Source organism: Pseudomonas sp. 25 R 14 (assembly GCF_900004755.1).
In the GTDB taxonomy this organism is placed as follows: domain Bacteria; phylum Pseudomonadota; class Gammaproteobacteria; order Pseudomonadales; family Pseudomonadaceae; genus Aquipseudomonas; species Aquipseudomonas brenneri.
Map to the genome: position 1 here is coordinate 26,101 of NZ_CVTS01000005.1, position 14,949 is coordinate 41,049.

Genomic DNA, 14,949 nt, shown 5'->3' on the forward strand with positions numbered 1-14,949 from the left:
TCTGCCAATAACAAGAGTCCAGCCCTTTGAACCTGTTGCAACATATCGCCCAGTCGCGCCACCTGTTACGCAAATCGGAACTCAAGGTTGCCGATCACGTGCTGCTTGACCCTGCGGCCGTGATGCACAGTTCCATGGCTGACCTGGCCCACAGCGTGGGGATCAGCGAGCCGACCATCGTGCGCTTCTGCCGCGCCATCGGTTGTTCGGGGTTCCAGGACTTGAAGCTGAAGCTGGCCCAGAGCCTGGCGGCCGGCGCCAGCTTCGGCCAGTTCGCCATTCATGAAGACGACTCCGTCGCCGACTACAGCCTGAAAATCTTCGACACCACCCTGCACACCCTGATGGAGGTGCGGGAGAAGCTCGACCCGATCGAGCTGCAAAAAGCCGTGACTGCCATGTCCCAGGCCCAGCGCGTGGAGTTCTATGGCTTTGGTGCGTCCGGCGCGGTGGCGGCGGATGCCCAGCACAAGTTCTTTCGCTTGCTGCTGACGGCGGCGGCCTACAGCGACCCGCACATGCAGGCGATGTCGGCGGTAACGTTGAAGCCCACCGATGTGGCGATCTGCATTTCCCAGTCCGGCCGTTCCAAGGACTTGCTGATCACCGCCAACCTGGTGCGTGAAAGCGGCGCCTCGCTGATCACCTTGTGCCCGAGCCAGACACCGTTGGCGGAACTGTCCACCGTCAACCTGGCGATCGATGTACACGAAGACACCGAGATCTACACCCCGCTGACCTCGCGTATCGCCCACCTGGTCGTGATCGACGTGCTGGCAATGGGCGTGGCGATGGCGCGCGGGCCGAGCCTGGTCAACCACCTCAAGAGCGTCAAGCGCAGTTTGCGCAGCCTGCGGTTGTCGCCCAAGTCCGTCAAAGCCCTCGACGACTAAGAGTCGTACACCGATCAAAAATGTGGGAGCAAGCCCATTCCCACATTTGGATCTTCAGCGGATTCAGGAAGATTCATCGTCCTGTAACCCCCGCGCCGCCAAACCGTCATCCCCCGCGCCCATCCTGTACTCCCCGTACTCGCATTGGGAGACTCGAAATGGCCCGGCACTACGAAGACAGCACCAGCACCGTCAAGACCCGTCGTCAGCAGGAAGACCAGCGCCGCATGGCGTTCCGGCGTGCAATTGAAGACCGTTGCGACCAGCGCCAATTACAGCAAAGCATCAGTGATTATCCGGAGCTGCACTGGCAGGCCCCCGCGGCCGCCCAGCGAAGCGTTCAGCCAACGCGCTGATCTGCACCCGCTCGTTGCGGATAAAGCCCAGGAACGCATGGGCCACCGGTGACAGGCGCTTGGCCTTGGCTTGCACCAGGCACCAACTGCGGTACAGCGGCAGCTCTTCCACCGGCAGCTCCTTGAGCCCGCCGGTGGCCAGCTCCAGGTTCAGGGCGTGGCGTGTCAAAAGCGCCACGCCCAACCCCGCCACGACGCACTCGCGCTGTGCCTCGGCCGAGGCCACTTCCACCGTCTGGGTGAAGTGCACGCGCTTTTCCTTGAAATATTCCTCGCAGGCCAGCCGCGTCCCGGAACCCGGCTCGCGCAGCAGCAGGGTGTAAGGCTCCAGGTCTTGCAGGCGCAACGGGCCTTGCAGGCTCAGCGGATGGTCTGGCGGCGCCACCGCCACGATCGGGTTGTTGAGAAACGGCAGGAACTCCAGGCCCATGTCCTGGGGCACCATGGACATGATCACCAGGTCGTCACGGTTGTCCGACAGCCGGCGGATCACCTGGGCGCGGTTGACCACCGTGAGGCGCAGTTGCACCTCCGGGTGCTGGCGCTTGAAGGCGGCGAACAAGTGCGGCACGAAGTATTTGGCGCTGGATTCCACCGCCAGTTTCAGTTGGCCCTGTAGCGAGCCCTGCATGTCCGAGAGCTGCATATCGAGGTTTTCCAGGCGCCCGAAGATATCCCGGCTGGCGCGTTGCAGGGCTTCGGCGGCTTCGGTCATGTAGAGCTTTTTGCCTACGTAGTCGAACAGCGGCTGGCCGATCAGCTCTTCGAGCTGGCGGATTTGCAGGCTGACCGCCGGTTGGGTCAGAGACATTTCCTCGGCTGCACGGCTGTAGGAACGCAAATCGCAGACTTCATTGAAGATCTGCAACTGGCGTAATGTCATACGCATCAATGACTTACGCATAATTCAAAAGGTCTCGCCGGGGTCTGTCCGATCAACTATAAGTCTTTACTTATACACAACCCAATAATTATTGATTTTTGTTAATCCCTAAGTGCGCATAGTGTGTCTCTCGCGACTGGCTGGAAACATTTGGTCACGCGCCGACCTGGTCTAGCAGGTCGAAGAACGCAGCAATCGGCTCAAGGGAATTTCCAAGTGATAACAAAGATCCTGATCGCCAACCGTGGTGAGATTGCCGTCCGCATCGTGCGGGCCTGTGCCGAAATGGGTATCCGTTCGGTGGCGGTCTTTTCCGACGCTGACCGTCATGCCTTGCACGTCAAGCGCGCCGACGAGGCCCACAGCATTGGTGCCGAGCCCCTGGCCGGTTACCTGAACCCGCGCAAGCTGGTGAACCTGGCGGTGGAAACCGGCTGCGACGCGTTGCACCCCGGCTACGGTTTCCTCTCGGAAAACGCCGAACTGGCCGATATCTGTGCCGAACGCGGAATCAAATTCATTGGTCCATCGGCCGAAGTGATTCGCCGCATGGGCGACAAGACTGAAGCGCGCCGCAGCATGATCAAGGCTGGCGTACCGGTCACCCCAGGCACCGAAGGCAACGTCGCCGACATCGCCGAAGCCCTCACCGAAGGCGACCGTATTGGTTACCCGGTGATGCTCAAGGCCACCTCCGGTGGTGGCGGTCGCGGTATCCGTCGTTGCAACAGCCGCGAAGAACTCGAACAAGCCTTCCCCCGCGTAATCTCCGAGGCCACCAAGGCCTTCGGTTCGGCGGAAGTGTTCCTGGAAAAATGTATCGTCAACCCCAAGCACATCGAGGCGCAGATCCTCGGTGACAGCTTTGGCAACGTGGTGCACCTGTTCGAGCGCGACTGCTCGATCCAGCGCCGTAACCAGAAGCTCATCGAAATTGCCCCAAGCCCGCAACTGACCCCCGAGCAGCGCGCCTACATCGGCGACCTGTCGGTGCGCGCGGCCAAGGCCGTGGGCTACGAGAACGCCGGCACCGTGGAGTTCCTGCTCGCCGAGGGCGAGGTGTACTTCATGGAGATGAACACCCGGGTGCAGGTGGAACACACCATCACCGAAGAAATCACCGGGATCGACATCGTCCGTGAGCAGATCCGTATCGCCTCGGGCCTGCCGCTGTCGGTGAAACAGGAAGACATCCAGCACCGTGGCTTTGCGTTGCAGTTCCGCATCAACGCCGAAGACCCGAAGAACAACTTCCTGCCCAGCTTTGGCAAGATCACCCGCTACTACGCGCCTGGCGGCCCCGGCGTGCGTACCGATACGGCGATCTACACCGGCTACACCATCCCGCCGTTCTACGACTCCATGTGCCTGAAACTGGTGGTGTGGGCGTTGACCTGGGAAGAAGCCATGGATCGCGGCCTGCGTGCCCTGGACGACATGCGCCTGCAAGGCGTGAAGACCACCGCCGCCTACTACCAGGAAATCCTGCGCAACCCGGAATTTCGCAGCGGCCAGTTCAACACCAGTTTTGTGGAAAGCCACCCTGAGCTGACCAACTACTCGATCAAGCGCAAACCCGAAGAGCTGGCCCTGGCCATCGCCGCCGCCATCGCCGCCCACGCAGGCCTGTGAGGAATATAACAATGAGCAAGAAGATCTTCGTTACCGACACCATCCTGCGCGACGCCCACCAGTCGTTGCTGGCGACCCGGATGCGCACTGATGACATGCTGCCGATCTGCGACAAGCTCGACAAAGTCGGCTACTGGTCCCTGGAAGTCTGGGGCGGTGCGACCTTCGACGCCTGTGTGCGCTTCTTGAAAGAAGACCCGTGGGAGCGCCTGCGCAAACTGCGCGCTGCGTTGCCTAACACGCGTCTGCAAATGCTCCTGCGTGGGCAGAACCTGCTGGGCTACCGCCACTACAGCGACGATGTGGTCAAAGCCTTCGTCGCCAAGGCCGCCGTGAATGGCATCGACGTGTTCCGCATCTTCGACGCCATGAACGACGTGCGTAACCTGCGCGTGGCCATCGAAGCGGTGAAAGCGGCGGGCAAACACGCCCAGGGCACTATCGCCTACACCACCAGCCCGGTGCACACCATCGAGGCATTCGTGGCCCAGGCCAAGCAAATGGAAGCCATGGGTTGCGACTCGGTGGCGATCAAGGACATGGCCGGCCTGCTGACCCCGTACGCCACCGGCGAACTGGTCAAGGCGCTGAAGGCCGAGCAGAGCCTGCCGATCTTTATCCACTCCCACGACACCGCTGGCTTGGCTGCAATGTGCCAACTCAAGGCCATCGAAAACGGCGCCGACCATATCGACACCGCCATCTCCAGCTTCGCCTGGGGCACCAGCCACCCAGGCACCGAGTCGATGGTCGCGGCCCTCAAAGGCAGCGAATTCGACACCGGCCTGGACCTGGAACTGTTGCAGGAAATCGGCCTGTACTTCTATGCCGTGCGCAAGAAGTACCACCAGTTCGAAAGCGAATTCACCGCCGTCGACACCCGTGTGCAAGTCAACCAGGTACCGGGCGGGATGATTTCCAACCTGGCCAACCAGTTGAAAGAGCAGGGCGCCCTCAACCGCATGAGTGAAGTGCTGGCTGAAATCCCGCGGGTGCGTGAAGACCTGGGCTTCCCGCCGCTGGTGACCCCGACCTCGCAGATCGTCGGTACCCAGGCGTTTTTCAACGTGCTGGCCGGCGAGCGCTACAAGACCATCACCAACGAAGTGAAGCTCTACCTGCAAGGCGGCTACGGCAAGGCGCCGGGCACGGTGGACGAGAAACTGCGGCGCCAGGCCATCGGCAGCGAAGACGTGATCGACGTGCGCCCGGCCGACCTGCTCAAGCCGGAAATGACCAAACTGCGCGGCGAAATCGGCGCGTTGGCCAAGTCCGAAGAAGACGTGCTGACCTACGCCATGTTCCCCGATATCGGGCGCAAGTTCCTCGAAGAGCGTGAAGCCGGCACCTTGTCCCCTGAAGTGCTGTTGCCAATCCCCGAAGCGGGCGGCGTGGCGCGTGCTGGTGGCGAAGGTGTGCCGACCGAGTTCGTCATCGACGTGCACGGCGAAAGCTACCGCGTCGACATCACCGGTGTCGGCGTCAAGGCTGAAGGCAAGCGTCACTTCTACCTGTCCATCGACGGCATGCCGGAAGAGGTGGTGTTCGAACCGCTCAACGAGTTCGTCGGCGGCGGCACCAGCAAACGCAAGCAGGCCAGCGCGCCTGGGCATGTGAGCACCGCGATGCCGGGCAATATCGTCGATGTGTTGGTCAAGGAAGGCGACGTGGTCAAGGCCGGCCAGGCCGTGCTGATCACCGAAGCGATGAAGATGGAGACCGAAGTGCAGGCGGCCATCGCCGGCAAGGTCACCGCTGTTCATGTGGCCAAGGGCGACCGGGTCAACCCTGGCGAGATCCTGATTGAGATCGAAGGCTGATCGACAGCCTTCGACACTACCGCTTAATCCTCGGGGGGGCATGTGCCCCCCTTTTTTTTCGCCTGGATTATTAGAAGCTCAGCGTCCATTGGCCGAGGACACTCTGGTTACTGCTACGCGTGCCGAATTCGCTGCTGTAGGTCAGGCCGATGCTCTGGCTGGCGGAGACTCCCACATCCAGCCCAGCCTTCAGCGCAAGACTGTCGCGGTCCAGCGAGGAGCCGTCGATGACGAAGTCACTGTTGAACACGGCCTTGTTCACCCACGCCGAAGACTGGCGCACGCGACTGGTGACATCCCCGTAAAGGTGTTTCCAGTGGGTGCTCAGGTGTGGCTTGAGGGTCATCTGGTTGTCCAGTGTGTAGAGGCTGGCCAGGCGCACACCCAAGGTGCTGCTGAGGTTGTCCTGGGTCTGCGCGCCGACGTTCAGGGCTGTCATGCCGCCCTTTTCCTTGAAACTCTTACGCTGGTAACGCTGATAGCCCAGGCCGATAAAAGGTTCTGTATTGAACGTGCCGCTGTCCAACCGATAGCCCAACTCGGTGAAGGCATTCTGGCTTTGGGCCTTGTATTGGCCGTTGACGCGTTCGCGGTAGTCAATGAAGTCGAAGTCGATGCTGCGCTTGTTCTGACCACTGTGGTTGCTATGGATCGCCCCCAGGCGCAGCGCGAGTGGCCCATCCTGGCGCACGGCATACGCGCCCAGGTGCCAGCTGTCGAGGTCGGCCTTGAAGCGTTTGGCGCTCAGGTCACTGTCCGATTTACCGACCATTGCGCCCACCCGCCATGCGGGGTCCACCGCCCAGTCGGCGCCCAGCATCAAACCTTGAGTGCTTTGCTTCACACCAGCGCTGCCGCGTTGGCCGTCGAGCCTGCCGGTGTTACCCAGGCCCTGGACCCAGAGCCGGCCAGGGCCGGAGCGAGTGGTGGAGTCATTCAACTCGCGCATGGCCGAGAGCAGGCCGTTGCTGATCTGGTTCATGTTGTTTTGTGTGGCACTGCCCAGGTTAGCGTTCTGGCTGCCGGCCAGTTGCTCCAGCACCGCACCGATTCTTCCAGGGGCCAGGTTGCCCATGTAACGGGCGTCATCTGCAATCAGATACTGCTCGCCCAGGCTCAGGTTGCCGGACTCCAGCAAGGCGTCCACCGCACGGTCCAGCACCTGGGCCACGCTCCGACCGTTGTCGGTGGTGGCGTAATCGACGAAATAAAACGGCGTGGCCGGTTCGGGGGCGACGGGCTGATGGTCGCTGGGCGGTTCCATATCCCCGCGTGCTGAGGCTATTTGAATGCTGAAAGCGCTCAGCGCGAAGGTGATGACAAGGGCAAGTCGCTTGGATGTGCAGGGCATACGGTCCCAACCTCTGGTATGTGAGGCGGGGAATTTAGCGAGGCTGCGGGAGGATAACTGTCAGGGGGCGTGTTCGAGGCCGGCGGGAGATGTCTTTAGTCCGGGGCGAATCAAGGCGTGGGGGTTGTGGTCTGAAAAGACGCTGCCGCCCTGCGACAAGGGCAGACGAGGTGGTTGATGGATTTGCATTTTATTGCGTTTTATAGGGTGCTGATCTGCTCTGGATGCATTTTAATGCGTTAAATCAGCACGGCTGTCGATTTTGATGCACTATATTGCAGATTAGGTACCGGCTAACCTCTTGAGGATGCATTAAATTGCAAATGGAACCGATCCACTCACTCATGCTGCAAATTTATACTGAGGGTCATTGGCATGATGCCATGCGGCTGGAGTTCTCCGAGCCGCAAAAAGGCTTTGAGGGGCCCTGTCGGTTTCACTATCGCCAGGATTATCTCGTCGAAAACCTTGATGACATTCAACAGGCGTTTTCCAACGCCGTGAGTGGCCGTTTCCCTCTGGAGTGGGATGTTACTTTCCTCAAGACAGCTCCCGCGTTCTTACACGACATTGCGCCGGCAGGTGCGGCGAAGCGTTTTCTGATGAGGCGAGTCGGCGAGAGCAAGCCGGACAATGTCAGCGTGGACCTGTTTTTACTCGGCCGCTGCACGCCGGCGCCCATTGGCAACTTGCGTATCAAGGAATCCGTTGAGGCATTGGGTGCCCGCTTGCCCATCGGCTTTGCCCGGCAGGATGTGATTAGCCGCGATAACGGTTTTCTGGAATATGCCTACGAGCAAGGCGCCGCCATTGGCGGAGCGACCGGAGCGGGAGGAGAGGCGCCGAAGCTATTGATGGCGCAGAGTCGCGAAGGCCTGCTGTATCCGGATGCGATTCTTGAAGACGCCGATGTTGCCCAGCATTGGTTTATCAAATTTGCCCGCAATGGTGCGACCCTCAACGATCAAGCGATCCTCAGGAGCGAATTTCACTACTACAAGGCGCTCCAGGCATTAGGCATCGAAACCGTCGCCGCCCAGGGGTTGGCATTGGAGGAGGCGTCCAAGCCCAGCCTGTGGATGCATCGGTTTGATCGTAATGTGACGGCGACGGGTGTCGAGCGGCTGGCGGTCGAGTCGATTTATTCATTGGCGGGTGTGATCACACCTGGCAGCTACATGGATCATCTGGAAGTTGTGCAGATGCTGGCCGATCAATGGATAAAGGTTGGCCAGGCAGATGAAGTCGCGGACCTGATTGCCGACTATTTGCGGCGGGACTTGCTCAACAAAATCCTCGGCAACTCGGATAACCATGGGCGTAACACCTCGATTATTCGCGAACGTGCCTCTGTGCGCCTGGCGCCGATTTACGACTTGGCCCCGATGGTCATGGATGCCGAGGGTATTACCCGCACCACCAAGTGGCCCAAGGCCCTGGAAGTGGCCGGTGAAATCAACTGGCGCGGCGTATGCACCGCGCTGGCCGGTTTTGTCGATCCGCAGCAAGCCTTTGAACGACTGCGAGCAGATGCCGAGCACTTGCGGGCGTTGCCGGACCTCCTGGTGGCAAGCGGTTTGCCAGCCGTCACCCTGAATCACCCGGCCATCGCGCTCGGCAAGCTGGACCAACGATTGAAGCAATGGGGGCTCGGATGACCATCAGCATGGATACACGCGCCTTGTTGATTGAGAGCGTGGAACAGGGCCTGGCCCAGGGCACCCTGCAGATCGGCGAAGCCGTGCGCCGGCTGCGGGTTGAAGTCACGGGCCTGCACCAGAGCCAATTCGCCAGGATGTGCAAGATTTCCGTGCGCACCCTGGTGCATATCGAGCATGGCGAGGGCAATCAGACGCTCAAGTCGTTGAACGCGGTGTTCCGGCCGTTCGGTTTGCAGATGGGCGTGGTCAAGGTGCGACGTCAGACGGGCTGAACATCAGCCGCGTCGTACATACCCCTTGCCGTAATGGCGCTCCATCCGCGCCTGGATCAGCTCCAGCCCGATGGACAGCATCCAGTAGATAATCGCTGCGGTGGTCAGCATTTCGATATAGCGATAGCTCGACCGGCCATAGGATTGTGCGAGGAACATCACTTCCCAGACGCCCATCACCGAAATCAGCGAAGAATCCTTGAGCATCGAGATGAACTGGTTGGTGGTCGGCGGAATAATCGTGCGCATGGCCTGCGGCAGGGTCACGTGCCAGAAGATCGCGCTGTCGCGCATGCCCAGGGCCAGGGCGGCTTCCCGTTGGCCGTGGGGTACGCCGAGAATGCCGGCGCGAAAAATCTCGCTCAGATAAGCGCCATAGTTCAGCGACAAGGCGATGATCCCGGCGGCGATGGCGCCCGGCACCAGGCCCAGTTGCGGCAAGCCCAGATAGATCAGCAGGATCTGGATCAGCAGCGGGGTGCCGCGAAAGAACGACGCGTAGAAACTGGCAATGCCAAAGGCCACGGCACTTTTCGACAAGCGCCCCAGCGCGGTGACAAAGCCCAGCACCGACGACGCCACAATCGAACACAGGCATAGAAATAGCGTCAGCGCTGCGCCTTGCAGGAAGCCATTGGGCGCTAGGTGCAGGCCCAGCAGATTGGGCAGTTTGTCGAGGATGATCGAGAACTTCAGGTCAAAGCTCAGGAAAAAACTCGCGAACAGCACAAACAATGCCGCCCAGGTCAGGTACAGGCGGGTGCGGAAACCGAACAGCCGCTGCACGCGCGATTCGGGAGGTGTAGGGAACGCGCTCATTGGCTGATATCGGCGCCGATCCACTTCTGCGACAGCTTGCTCAAGGTGCCGTCCTGTTTCAGTTGGGCGAAGACTTCACGCACTTTGTTGTCCCATTGCGGGTCGCCTTTCTCGATGGCCACCGAATTGGGCTCCGAGTACAGTGCCTCGCCGGCGAGCTTGAAACGTTTGTCTTCGCTCAGGCGCGGTTGGGCGGTTACCAGGTTGGTGAGGATCGCATCCAGACGCACACCAGCGCCCAGGCCGAGGTCCTGGAAGGCCACGTTATCGGTGTCGTAGGGCGCGATCTGCACATTCTCGAACGGGTACTGCAAGTGCGTGTCTTCGGCCCCTTCGATCACCAGATTCTTGTTCAGGTAGCTTTCATAGCTTGAAGCGCTGGTGAGCCCGACCTTCTTGCCGCTCAGGTCCTTGGCGCCGTGGATCCGCTCATCCTTGGCATTGACCACAATCACCGCCGGCGAGGCGTAGTACTGCACCGGGAAATCAAACACCTCGGCGCGGGCCTTGCTCGGGGTCATGGAGCAGATGCAAATGTCGTAACGCCCGCTCCAGCGGCCGGCGGCGATCACATCCCATGAAGGGGTTTCCAGGCGCAGCTTCACGCCCAGCTTCTGCGCCACCGCCTTGGCCACATCCACATCGAAGCCGTCGAGTTGGTTTTGCTCATTGAGGAACGAGAACGGTGGGTAGCTTTCCATCAGCACGCCGACCAACTCCTTTTTCTGCTCGATACGGTCCAGGGTGGCACCGCCGAAGGCTTGGGTCGAGGCAGCCAAAATTGTCAGGCCCAGGGCCAATAGCGGTTTGATGTTCAAGGAGGGCACCTGACTAAAAAAGAGGTTGTGATAAGGCGAATTGAGCGTATTAAATAGTTATAAGAACGACTCTCATAGTGAGTTATTTTCATAAGCTTATGAGTAAAAAGCATATGGGCGCAGCAACTACAGTAATTTTGGACGGCGGCATGGGCCGCGAACTGCAGCGCCGTGGCGCGCCCTTCAGGCAACCGGAATGGTCGGCGCTGGCATTGAGCGAAGCACCGCAGGCGGTGGAGGCGGTACACGCGGCTTATATCCAGAGCGGTGCCAATGTGATCACCAGTAACAGCTATGCGGTTGTGCCTTTTCATATTGGTGAAGCGCGGTTTGCCGCTGAAGGGCAGGCCCTGGCGGCGTTGGCTGGCGAACTGGCACGGCGGGCGGTGAATGCATCGGGTAAGGCGGTGCGGGTGGCGGGCTCGTTGCCGCCGCTGTTCGGTTCCTATCGGCCCGACCTGTTTGAGGCGGCGAGGGCAAGCGAATTGCTAGCACCACTGGTGGCAGGCCTGTCCCCCCATGTGGACCTGTGGCTGGCAGAAACCCAGAGTTCAATTGCCGAAGCACGCGCCATCCACGCGGGGCTGCCAGAGGACGGCAAGCCGTTCTGGCTGTCGTTTACCCTCAAGGATGAAGACACCGACGCAACACCGCGCCTGCGCTCCGGCGAACCGGTGGCGGACGCGGCCGAAGCGGCGGCACAGTTGGGTGTGCAGGTGTTGTTGTTCAATTGCAGCCAGCCCGAGGTGATCGGTGCGGCGATTGATGCCGCCCACCAGGCATTTGCCCGCCTGGGGGTGACGATTCAGATCGGCGCCTACGCCAACGCCTTCCCACCGCAACCCAAGGAGGCCACAGCCAACGACGGCCTCGACCCGCTGCGCGAGGACCTTGACCCGCCCGGCTACCTGCACTGGGCCACCGATTGGCAAGCGCGCGGCGCCAGCCATCTGGGCGGTTGCTGCGGGATTGGGCCGGAGCATATTGCGGTGCTGGCGCAAAAACTGGGTTAAGGCTTAAAGCGCCTGGCGGCGACACTCCGCCAGGCCCTTCAACTGGCCCGAACCCGCCTGGTTACCCTCAGACAACCACGCCTCAAACCCCGCGCCCACCGTCGGCCACTCCCCATCCAGAATCGAATACCACGCGGTATCGCGGTTCTGCCCCTTGACCACCATGTGCTGGCGGAATACCCCTTCAAAACTGAAGCCCAGGCGCTCGGCTGCGTACTTGGAGCGGGCATTGGCGTTGTTGCACTTCCATTCCAGGCGTCGGTAGCCCAGTTCAAAGGAATGCCTGGCCAGCAGATACACCGCCTCGGTGCTTTTTGGCGAGCGCTGCATCGGCGCGCCGAAGGTGACGTGGCCGATTTCGATGCGACCCTGGGCCGGGATGATCGACATCAGGCTGAGGATGCCCTGCACGTCGCCGCTGGCACGGTCGATCACACTGAAAAAGTACGGGTCGCTGTTAAGCGCGTGATTGTTCAGCCAGGCGTCGAAGGCCGCGCGCTCGGGAAACGGGCCATAGGGCAAGTAGTCCCACAGCTTGGGGTCGGCGCCGGGCCCTTCGAGGGCTTGCCACAAACCATCGCCGTGGCGGGCCGGGTCGAGTTTTTCCAGGCGGATAAAGCGTCCTTCGATCAGCTCTGCGCTGGGCGCCGGGGCGCCTTTCCAGTCGGCCGGTGATATCGACATGCGGTGCTCCTTAAAGGCCTTTGCGAAACTGGATAAAACCAGGGCGCTCGGCGATACGTTCGTAGAGGGTAATGGCGGTCGCGTTGCTTTCATGGGTCAACCAGTGGACCTTGCAGCAACCGTCAGCCTTGGCGGTGGTGTAGACGAATTCGATCAGCTTGCGCCCAACCCCGGTACCGCGCTGGGCGGGGTCCACCAGCAAGTCCTGCAGGTAGCAGGCGTTCTCGATGCTCCAGTTGGAGCGATGGTAGATGAAGTTGACCATGCCCACTGCCTTGCCGTCGTGCCAGGCCAGGGCCGAATGGGTTGGTTCGTTGGGGTCGATCAGACGTTGCCAGGTGCTGGTGCTGACCGCGTCCGGCAGTTCGGTGTTGTAGAAGCGCAGGTAAGCCTGCCACAGCGGCAACCATGCGGCGTGGTCGGCATGGGTGACCTGGCGGATTTCAATCGGGTTCATACGGGCTCCTTGGGCATGAATCGGGCGAGGGTCTGGTCGCGCACATCGAGGCTGGCAGCCAGGCCTTCACGCACGCCGGCAATATCCGCCGCGCTGCGGTTCTGGCTGAGTTTGCGTTTGCCGATCAAGCGCTCGATCGGCAGGGCGAATCCGACGATGGCCTTGAGCATGCCGTCAATATAGTCGGCCGGGGCATCGCTGACTTTCCATGGCTGGGCGCGACCGGTTTCGTGGCGCTCGGTGAGGGCGCCGACGACACCCAGCAGGCGCTCGGCATCGGTGAACACCTCGGCCTGGCCGTAAGCGTGTACGGCGATGTAGTTCCAGGTCGGCACGACTTTGCCGTGCTCGGCCTTGGCCGGATAAAACGCCGGGCTGACGTAGGCCTCGGCACCAGCAAAAATCACCAGGGCCGCGCTGGCGTTTTGCAGGTCCTGCCACTGCGGGTTGGCCTTGGCCAAGTGTCCGTAGAGGGTGCCGTTGGGGCCTTCATCAGGATTGAGCAGCAACGGCAGGTGGCTGGCCTGCAGGCCCTGCTCGCCAAAGGTCACCAACTGCGCCAGGCGGGTGTGCTGGATCAGTTGCTGCAGCTCGGGCAGATCGTCGAGGGCAAAGGCACGGGGTGTGTACATGGAAATTTTCCTTGGCGAATGCCTGCATCCTAGGCAGGCTAATGGTTCGTTGTAAGAGCCATCTTTGGCCTATTTCATAGGTCCAATTTACGGAGTGTCTGTCATGCCCCCGTTAGAGCCGCCGCTGTCGTTCAACCCGGCCGGGATTGACCTGGATCGCCGCCAGGGCCTGACGCGCCAGTTATACGAGGCGCTGCGTCTGCGGGTTCTGGATGGGCGGCTGGTCAGCGGCACGCGACTACCGGCCAGCCGCGATCTGGCGGCGGCCTTGGCGATTTCCCGTAACAGCGTGGTGCGGGCCTACGATCAGCTGTATGCCGAAGGCTTTATCGAAGGACGGGTGGGTGATGGAACCTACGTGGCACAACTGCCTACCAGCAAGACGGTGGCCAAAAAACTATCCACAAAAGTGTCCACAGGGTTATCAACAGGCTTATCCCCAGCCTTATCCACAAAACGTGAAGATTTAGCTGGAAATTTGTCCAGTAAAGTTATCCACAGCCCGGCCCTGGAGCGCCTGCAAAACAACCATTTACCATCGCCACCCAGTGGTCCGCCTCGGGCTTTCAGGGTGGGTGTGCCGGCCTTTGATTTATTTCCGTTCGACGTCTGGGCCAAGCTCAATGCGGCTTTCTGGCGCAAGCCGGACTTACAGCAACTGTGCTATGGCGACCCGGCGGGGGACGAACGCCTACGCGGGCTGATCGCGGCCTACCTGCGCAGTTCCAGAGGCATGCAGTGCACCGCTGAGCAAATAGTGATCACCAGTGGCGCGCAACAGGGAATAAGCCTTTGTGCACAGCTGCTGGTGGAGCCCGGAGATGCCGTAGCGATCGAAAATCCCGGCTACCGGGCGGCAGGGCATGCGTTCGCGATTGCCGGTGCCAAACTCCATGGCGTAGCGGTAGACGCCGAAGGCATCGATTGCACGGCATTGAACGCACTCAACGACTGCCGTCTGGCCTATGTCACGCCGTCCCACCAGTACCCGACTGGGGTGGTGATGAGCCTGGTGCGACGCCTGGAATTACTGGCCTGGGCCGAGCGCACGGGCGGCTGGATCATCGAGGACGATTACGACGGCGAGTACCGTTACAGCGGCGCGCCCCTGGCACCGCTGGCGGCCCTGGATCGCAGCGGTCGGGTGCTCTACGTGGGCACATTCGGCAAGGTGGCGTTCCCGGCGTTGCGCCTGGGTTATCTGGTCCTGCCACAGGCAATGGTGGACGCCTTCACCCGGCGCCGCGCCGTGGATGTGCGGCATTCGGAGGTCAGCACTCAGGCGGTGATGGCCGAGTTCATGGTAGCGGGGCATTTCCAGCGGCATATCCGTCGGATGCGTCGTGCCGCCTTGAGTCGACGCAATGCCTTGCTGGCCGGTTGGCCTGCCAATGTGCCAGGTATGGGCAGCCTGCCCGGTGTCGCAGCAGGGTTGCACCTCACAGTGCGGGTGGAAAGCCTGGCTCGGGAAGCGCAATTGCTGGCCCAGGCCCGGGCGATGGATGTCGAAATCAACGGTTTGAGCAGCTACTGGTTGCCCGATTCCATCCCGATACCAGACTCGCGCGCCGGCCTGGTATTGGGGTTTGCCGCCGTGCCCGAAGAGGCCATCGCCCAGGCCCTGGCAAGGTTGCGCAAGGCCTGGCAGGTCGGATGAT

The 14,949-nt window shown here is 61.1% G+C and carries 15 protein-coding genes; 8 read left to right on the plus strand and 7 right to left on the minus strand.

Annotated elements, in window-relative coordinates; all coding sequences use genetic code 11:
• Positions 1 to 26 precede the first annotated feature (26 nt).
• Positions 27 to 893, plus strand: a complete 867-nt coding sequence (gene hexR, locus BFQ03_RS00485) for a transcriptional regulator HexR (RefSeq protein WP_029290040.1) — start codon at positions 27 to 29, stop codon at positions 891 to 893.
• 158 nt (positions 894 to 1,051) lie between these two features.
• Entirely contained in the window at positions 1,052 to 1,249 is a 198-nt protein-coding gene (locus tag BFQ03_RS30435) for a PA3496 family putative envelope integrity protein (RefSeq protein ID WP_082445499.1), read from the plus strand.
• Here BFQ03_RS30435 and BFQ03_RS00490 read toward each other — a convergent pair.
• Positions 1,179 to 2,153 carry a LysR family transcriptional regulator gene (locus BFQ03_RS00490; protein WP_065942303.1) on the minus strand — a complete coding sequence of 325 codons (975 nt, stop codon included), beginning with the start codon at positions 2,151 to 2,153 and terminating at the stop codon, positions 1,179 to 1,181. The genes BFQ03_RS30435 and BFQ03_RS00490 overlap by 71 nt on opposite strands.
• Before the next feature lie 195 nt (positions 2,154 to 2,348).
• On the opposite strand from BFQ03_RS00490, the gene BFQ03_RS00495 reads away from it, so the two are divergent.
• Positions 2,349 to 3,764, plus strand: a complete 1,416-nt coding sequence (locus BFQ03_RS00495) for an acetyl-CoA carboxylase biotin carboxylase subunit (protein WP_032856695.1) — start codon at positions 2,349 to 2,351, stop codon at positions 3,762 to 3,764.
• Positions 3,765 to 3,775: 11 nt separating this feature from the next.
• Positions 3,776 to 5,584: a sodium-extruding oxaloacetate decarboxylase subunit alpha gene (gene oadA, locus BFQ03_RS00500; protein WP_032856696.1), complete on the plus strand. Its 1,809-nt coding sequence runs from the start codon at positions 3,776 to 3,778 to the stop codon at positions 5,582 to 5,584.
• Between the two features lie 70 nt (positions 5,585 to 5,654).
• Here oadA and BFQ03_RS00505 read toward each other — a convergent pair whose 3' ends face one another.
• Entirely contained in the window at positions 5,655 to 6,935 is a 1,281-nt protein-coding gene (locus BFQ03_RS00505; RefSeq protein WP_065942304.1) for an autotransporter outer membrane beta-barrel domain-containing protein, read from the minus strand.
• Positions 6,936 to 7,279: 344 nt separating this feature from the next.
• Between BFQ03_RS00505 and BFQ03_RS00510 the strand changes: the two genes are divergently transcribed.
• Together BFQ03_RS00510 and BFQ03_RS00515 are read left to right on the plus strand one after the other, a co-directional pair.
• Positions 7,280 to 8,593 carry a HipA domain-containing protein gene (locus BFQ03_RS00510; RefSeq protein WP_223232690.1) on the plus strand — a complete coding sequence of 438 codons (1,314 nt, stop codon included), beginning with the start codon at positions 7,280 to 7,282 and terminating at the stop codon, positions 8,591 to 8,593.
• Positions 8,590 to 8,868 carry a helix-turn-helix domain-containing protein gene (locus BFQ03_RS00515; RefSeq protein ID WP_032856701.1) on the plus strand — a complete coding sequence of 93 codons (279 nt, stop codon included), beginning with the start codon at positions 8,590 to 8,592 and terminating at the stop codon, positions 8,866 to 8,868. The genes BFQ03_RS00510 and BFQ03_RS00515 overlap by 4 nt, the downstream gene beginning before the upstream one ends.
• A gap of 3 nt (positions 8,869 to 8,871) precedes the next feature.
• Here BFQ03_RS00515 and BFQ03_RS00520 read toward each other — a convergent pair whose 3' ends face one another.
• Both BFQ03_RS00520 and BFQ03_RS00525 read right to left on the minus strand, forming a co-directional pair.
• Positions 8,872 to 9,687: an amino acid ABC transporter permease gene (locus BFQ03_RS00520; protein WP_065942305.1), complete on the minus strand. Its 816-nt coding sequence runs from the start codon at positions 9,685 to 9,687 to the stop codon at positions 8,872 to 8,874.
• A complete protein-coding gene (locus BFQ03_RS00525; protein WP_032856704.1) occupies positions 9,684 to 10,505 on the minus strand; it encodes an ABC transporter substrate-binding protein in 822 nt (273 codons plus the stop codon). Before BFQ03_RS00525 ends, BFQ03_RS00520 begins: the two co-directional genes overlap by 4 nt.
• A gap of 113 nt (positions 10,506 to 10,618) precedes the next feature.
• Here BFQ03_RS00525 and BFQ03_RS00530 point away from each other — a divergent pair, with 113 nt between their 5' ends.
• Positions 10,619 to 11,518 carry a homocysteine S-methyltransferase family protein gene (locus BFQ03_RS00530; protein WP_032856706.1) on the plus strand — a complete coding sequence of 300 codons (900 nt, stop codon included), beginning with the start codon at positions 10,619 to 10,621 and terminating at the stop codon, positions 11,516 to 11,518.
• Positions 11,519 to 11,521: 3 nt separating this feature from the next.
• Here the strand turns inward: BFQ03_RS00530 and BFQ03_RS00535 are convergent, their stop codons facing one another.
• Genes BFQ03_RS00535 through BFQ03_RS00545 form a run of 3 tightly spaced genes read right to left on the minus strand, consistent with a single transcriptional unit; the run spans position 11,522 to position 13,291 of the window.
• The gene (locus tag BFQ03_RS00535) at positions 11,522 to 12,202 is read right to left on the minus strand and encodes a GNAT family N-acetyltransferase (RefSeq protein ID WP_065942306.1); all 681 of its coding nucleotides are present in this window, start codon (positions 12,200 to 12,202) and stop codon (positions 11,522 to 11,524) included.
• Positions 12,203 to 12,212: 10 nt separating this feature from the next.
• Positions 12,213 to 12,659, minus strand: a complete 447-nt coding sequence (locus BFQ03_RS00540) for a GNAT family N-acetyltransferase (protein ID WP_032856709.1) — start codon at positions 12,657 to 12,659, stop codon at positions 12,213 to 12,215.
• Positions 12,656 to 13,291, minus strand: a complete 636-nt coding sequence (locus tag BFQ03_RS00545; protein WP_032856710.1) for an FMN-binding negative transcriptional regulator — start codon at positions 13,289 to 13,291, stop codon at positions 12,656 to 12,658. The genes BFQ03_RS00540 and BFQ03_RS00545 overlap by 4 nt, the downstream gene beginning before the upstream one ends.
• A gap of 103 nt (positions 13,292 to 13,394) precedes the next feature.
• On the opposite strand from BFQ03_RS00545, the gene BFQ03_RS00550 reads away from it, so the two are divergent.
• Positions 13,395 to 14,948, plus strand: coding sequence for a MocR-like pyridoxine biosynthesis transcription factor PdxR (locus tag BFQ03_RS00550; RefSeq protein ID WP_032856712.1), 1,554 nt, complete (start codon positions 13,395 to 13,397; stop codon positions 14,946 to 14,948).
• The last annotated feature ends 1 nt before the right edge of the window (position 14,949 follow it).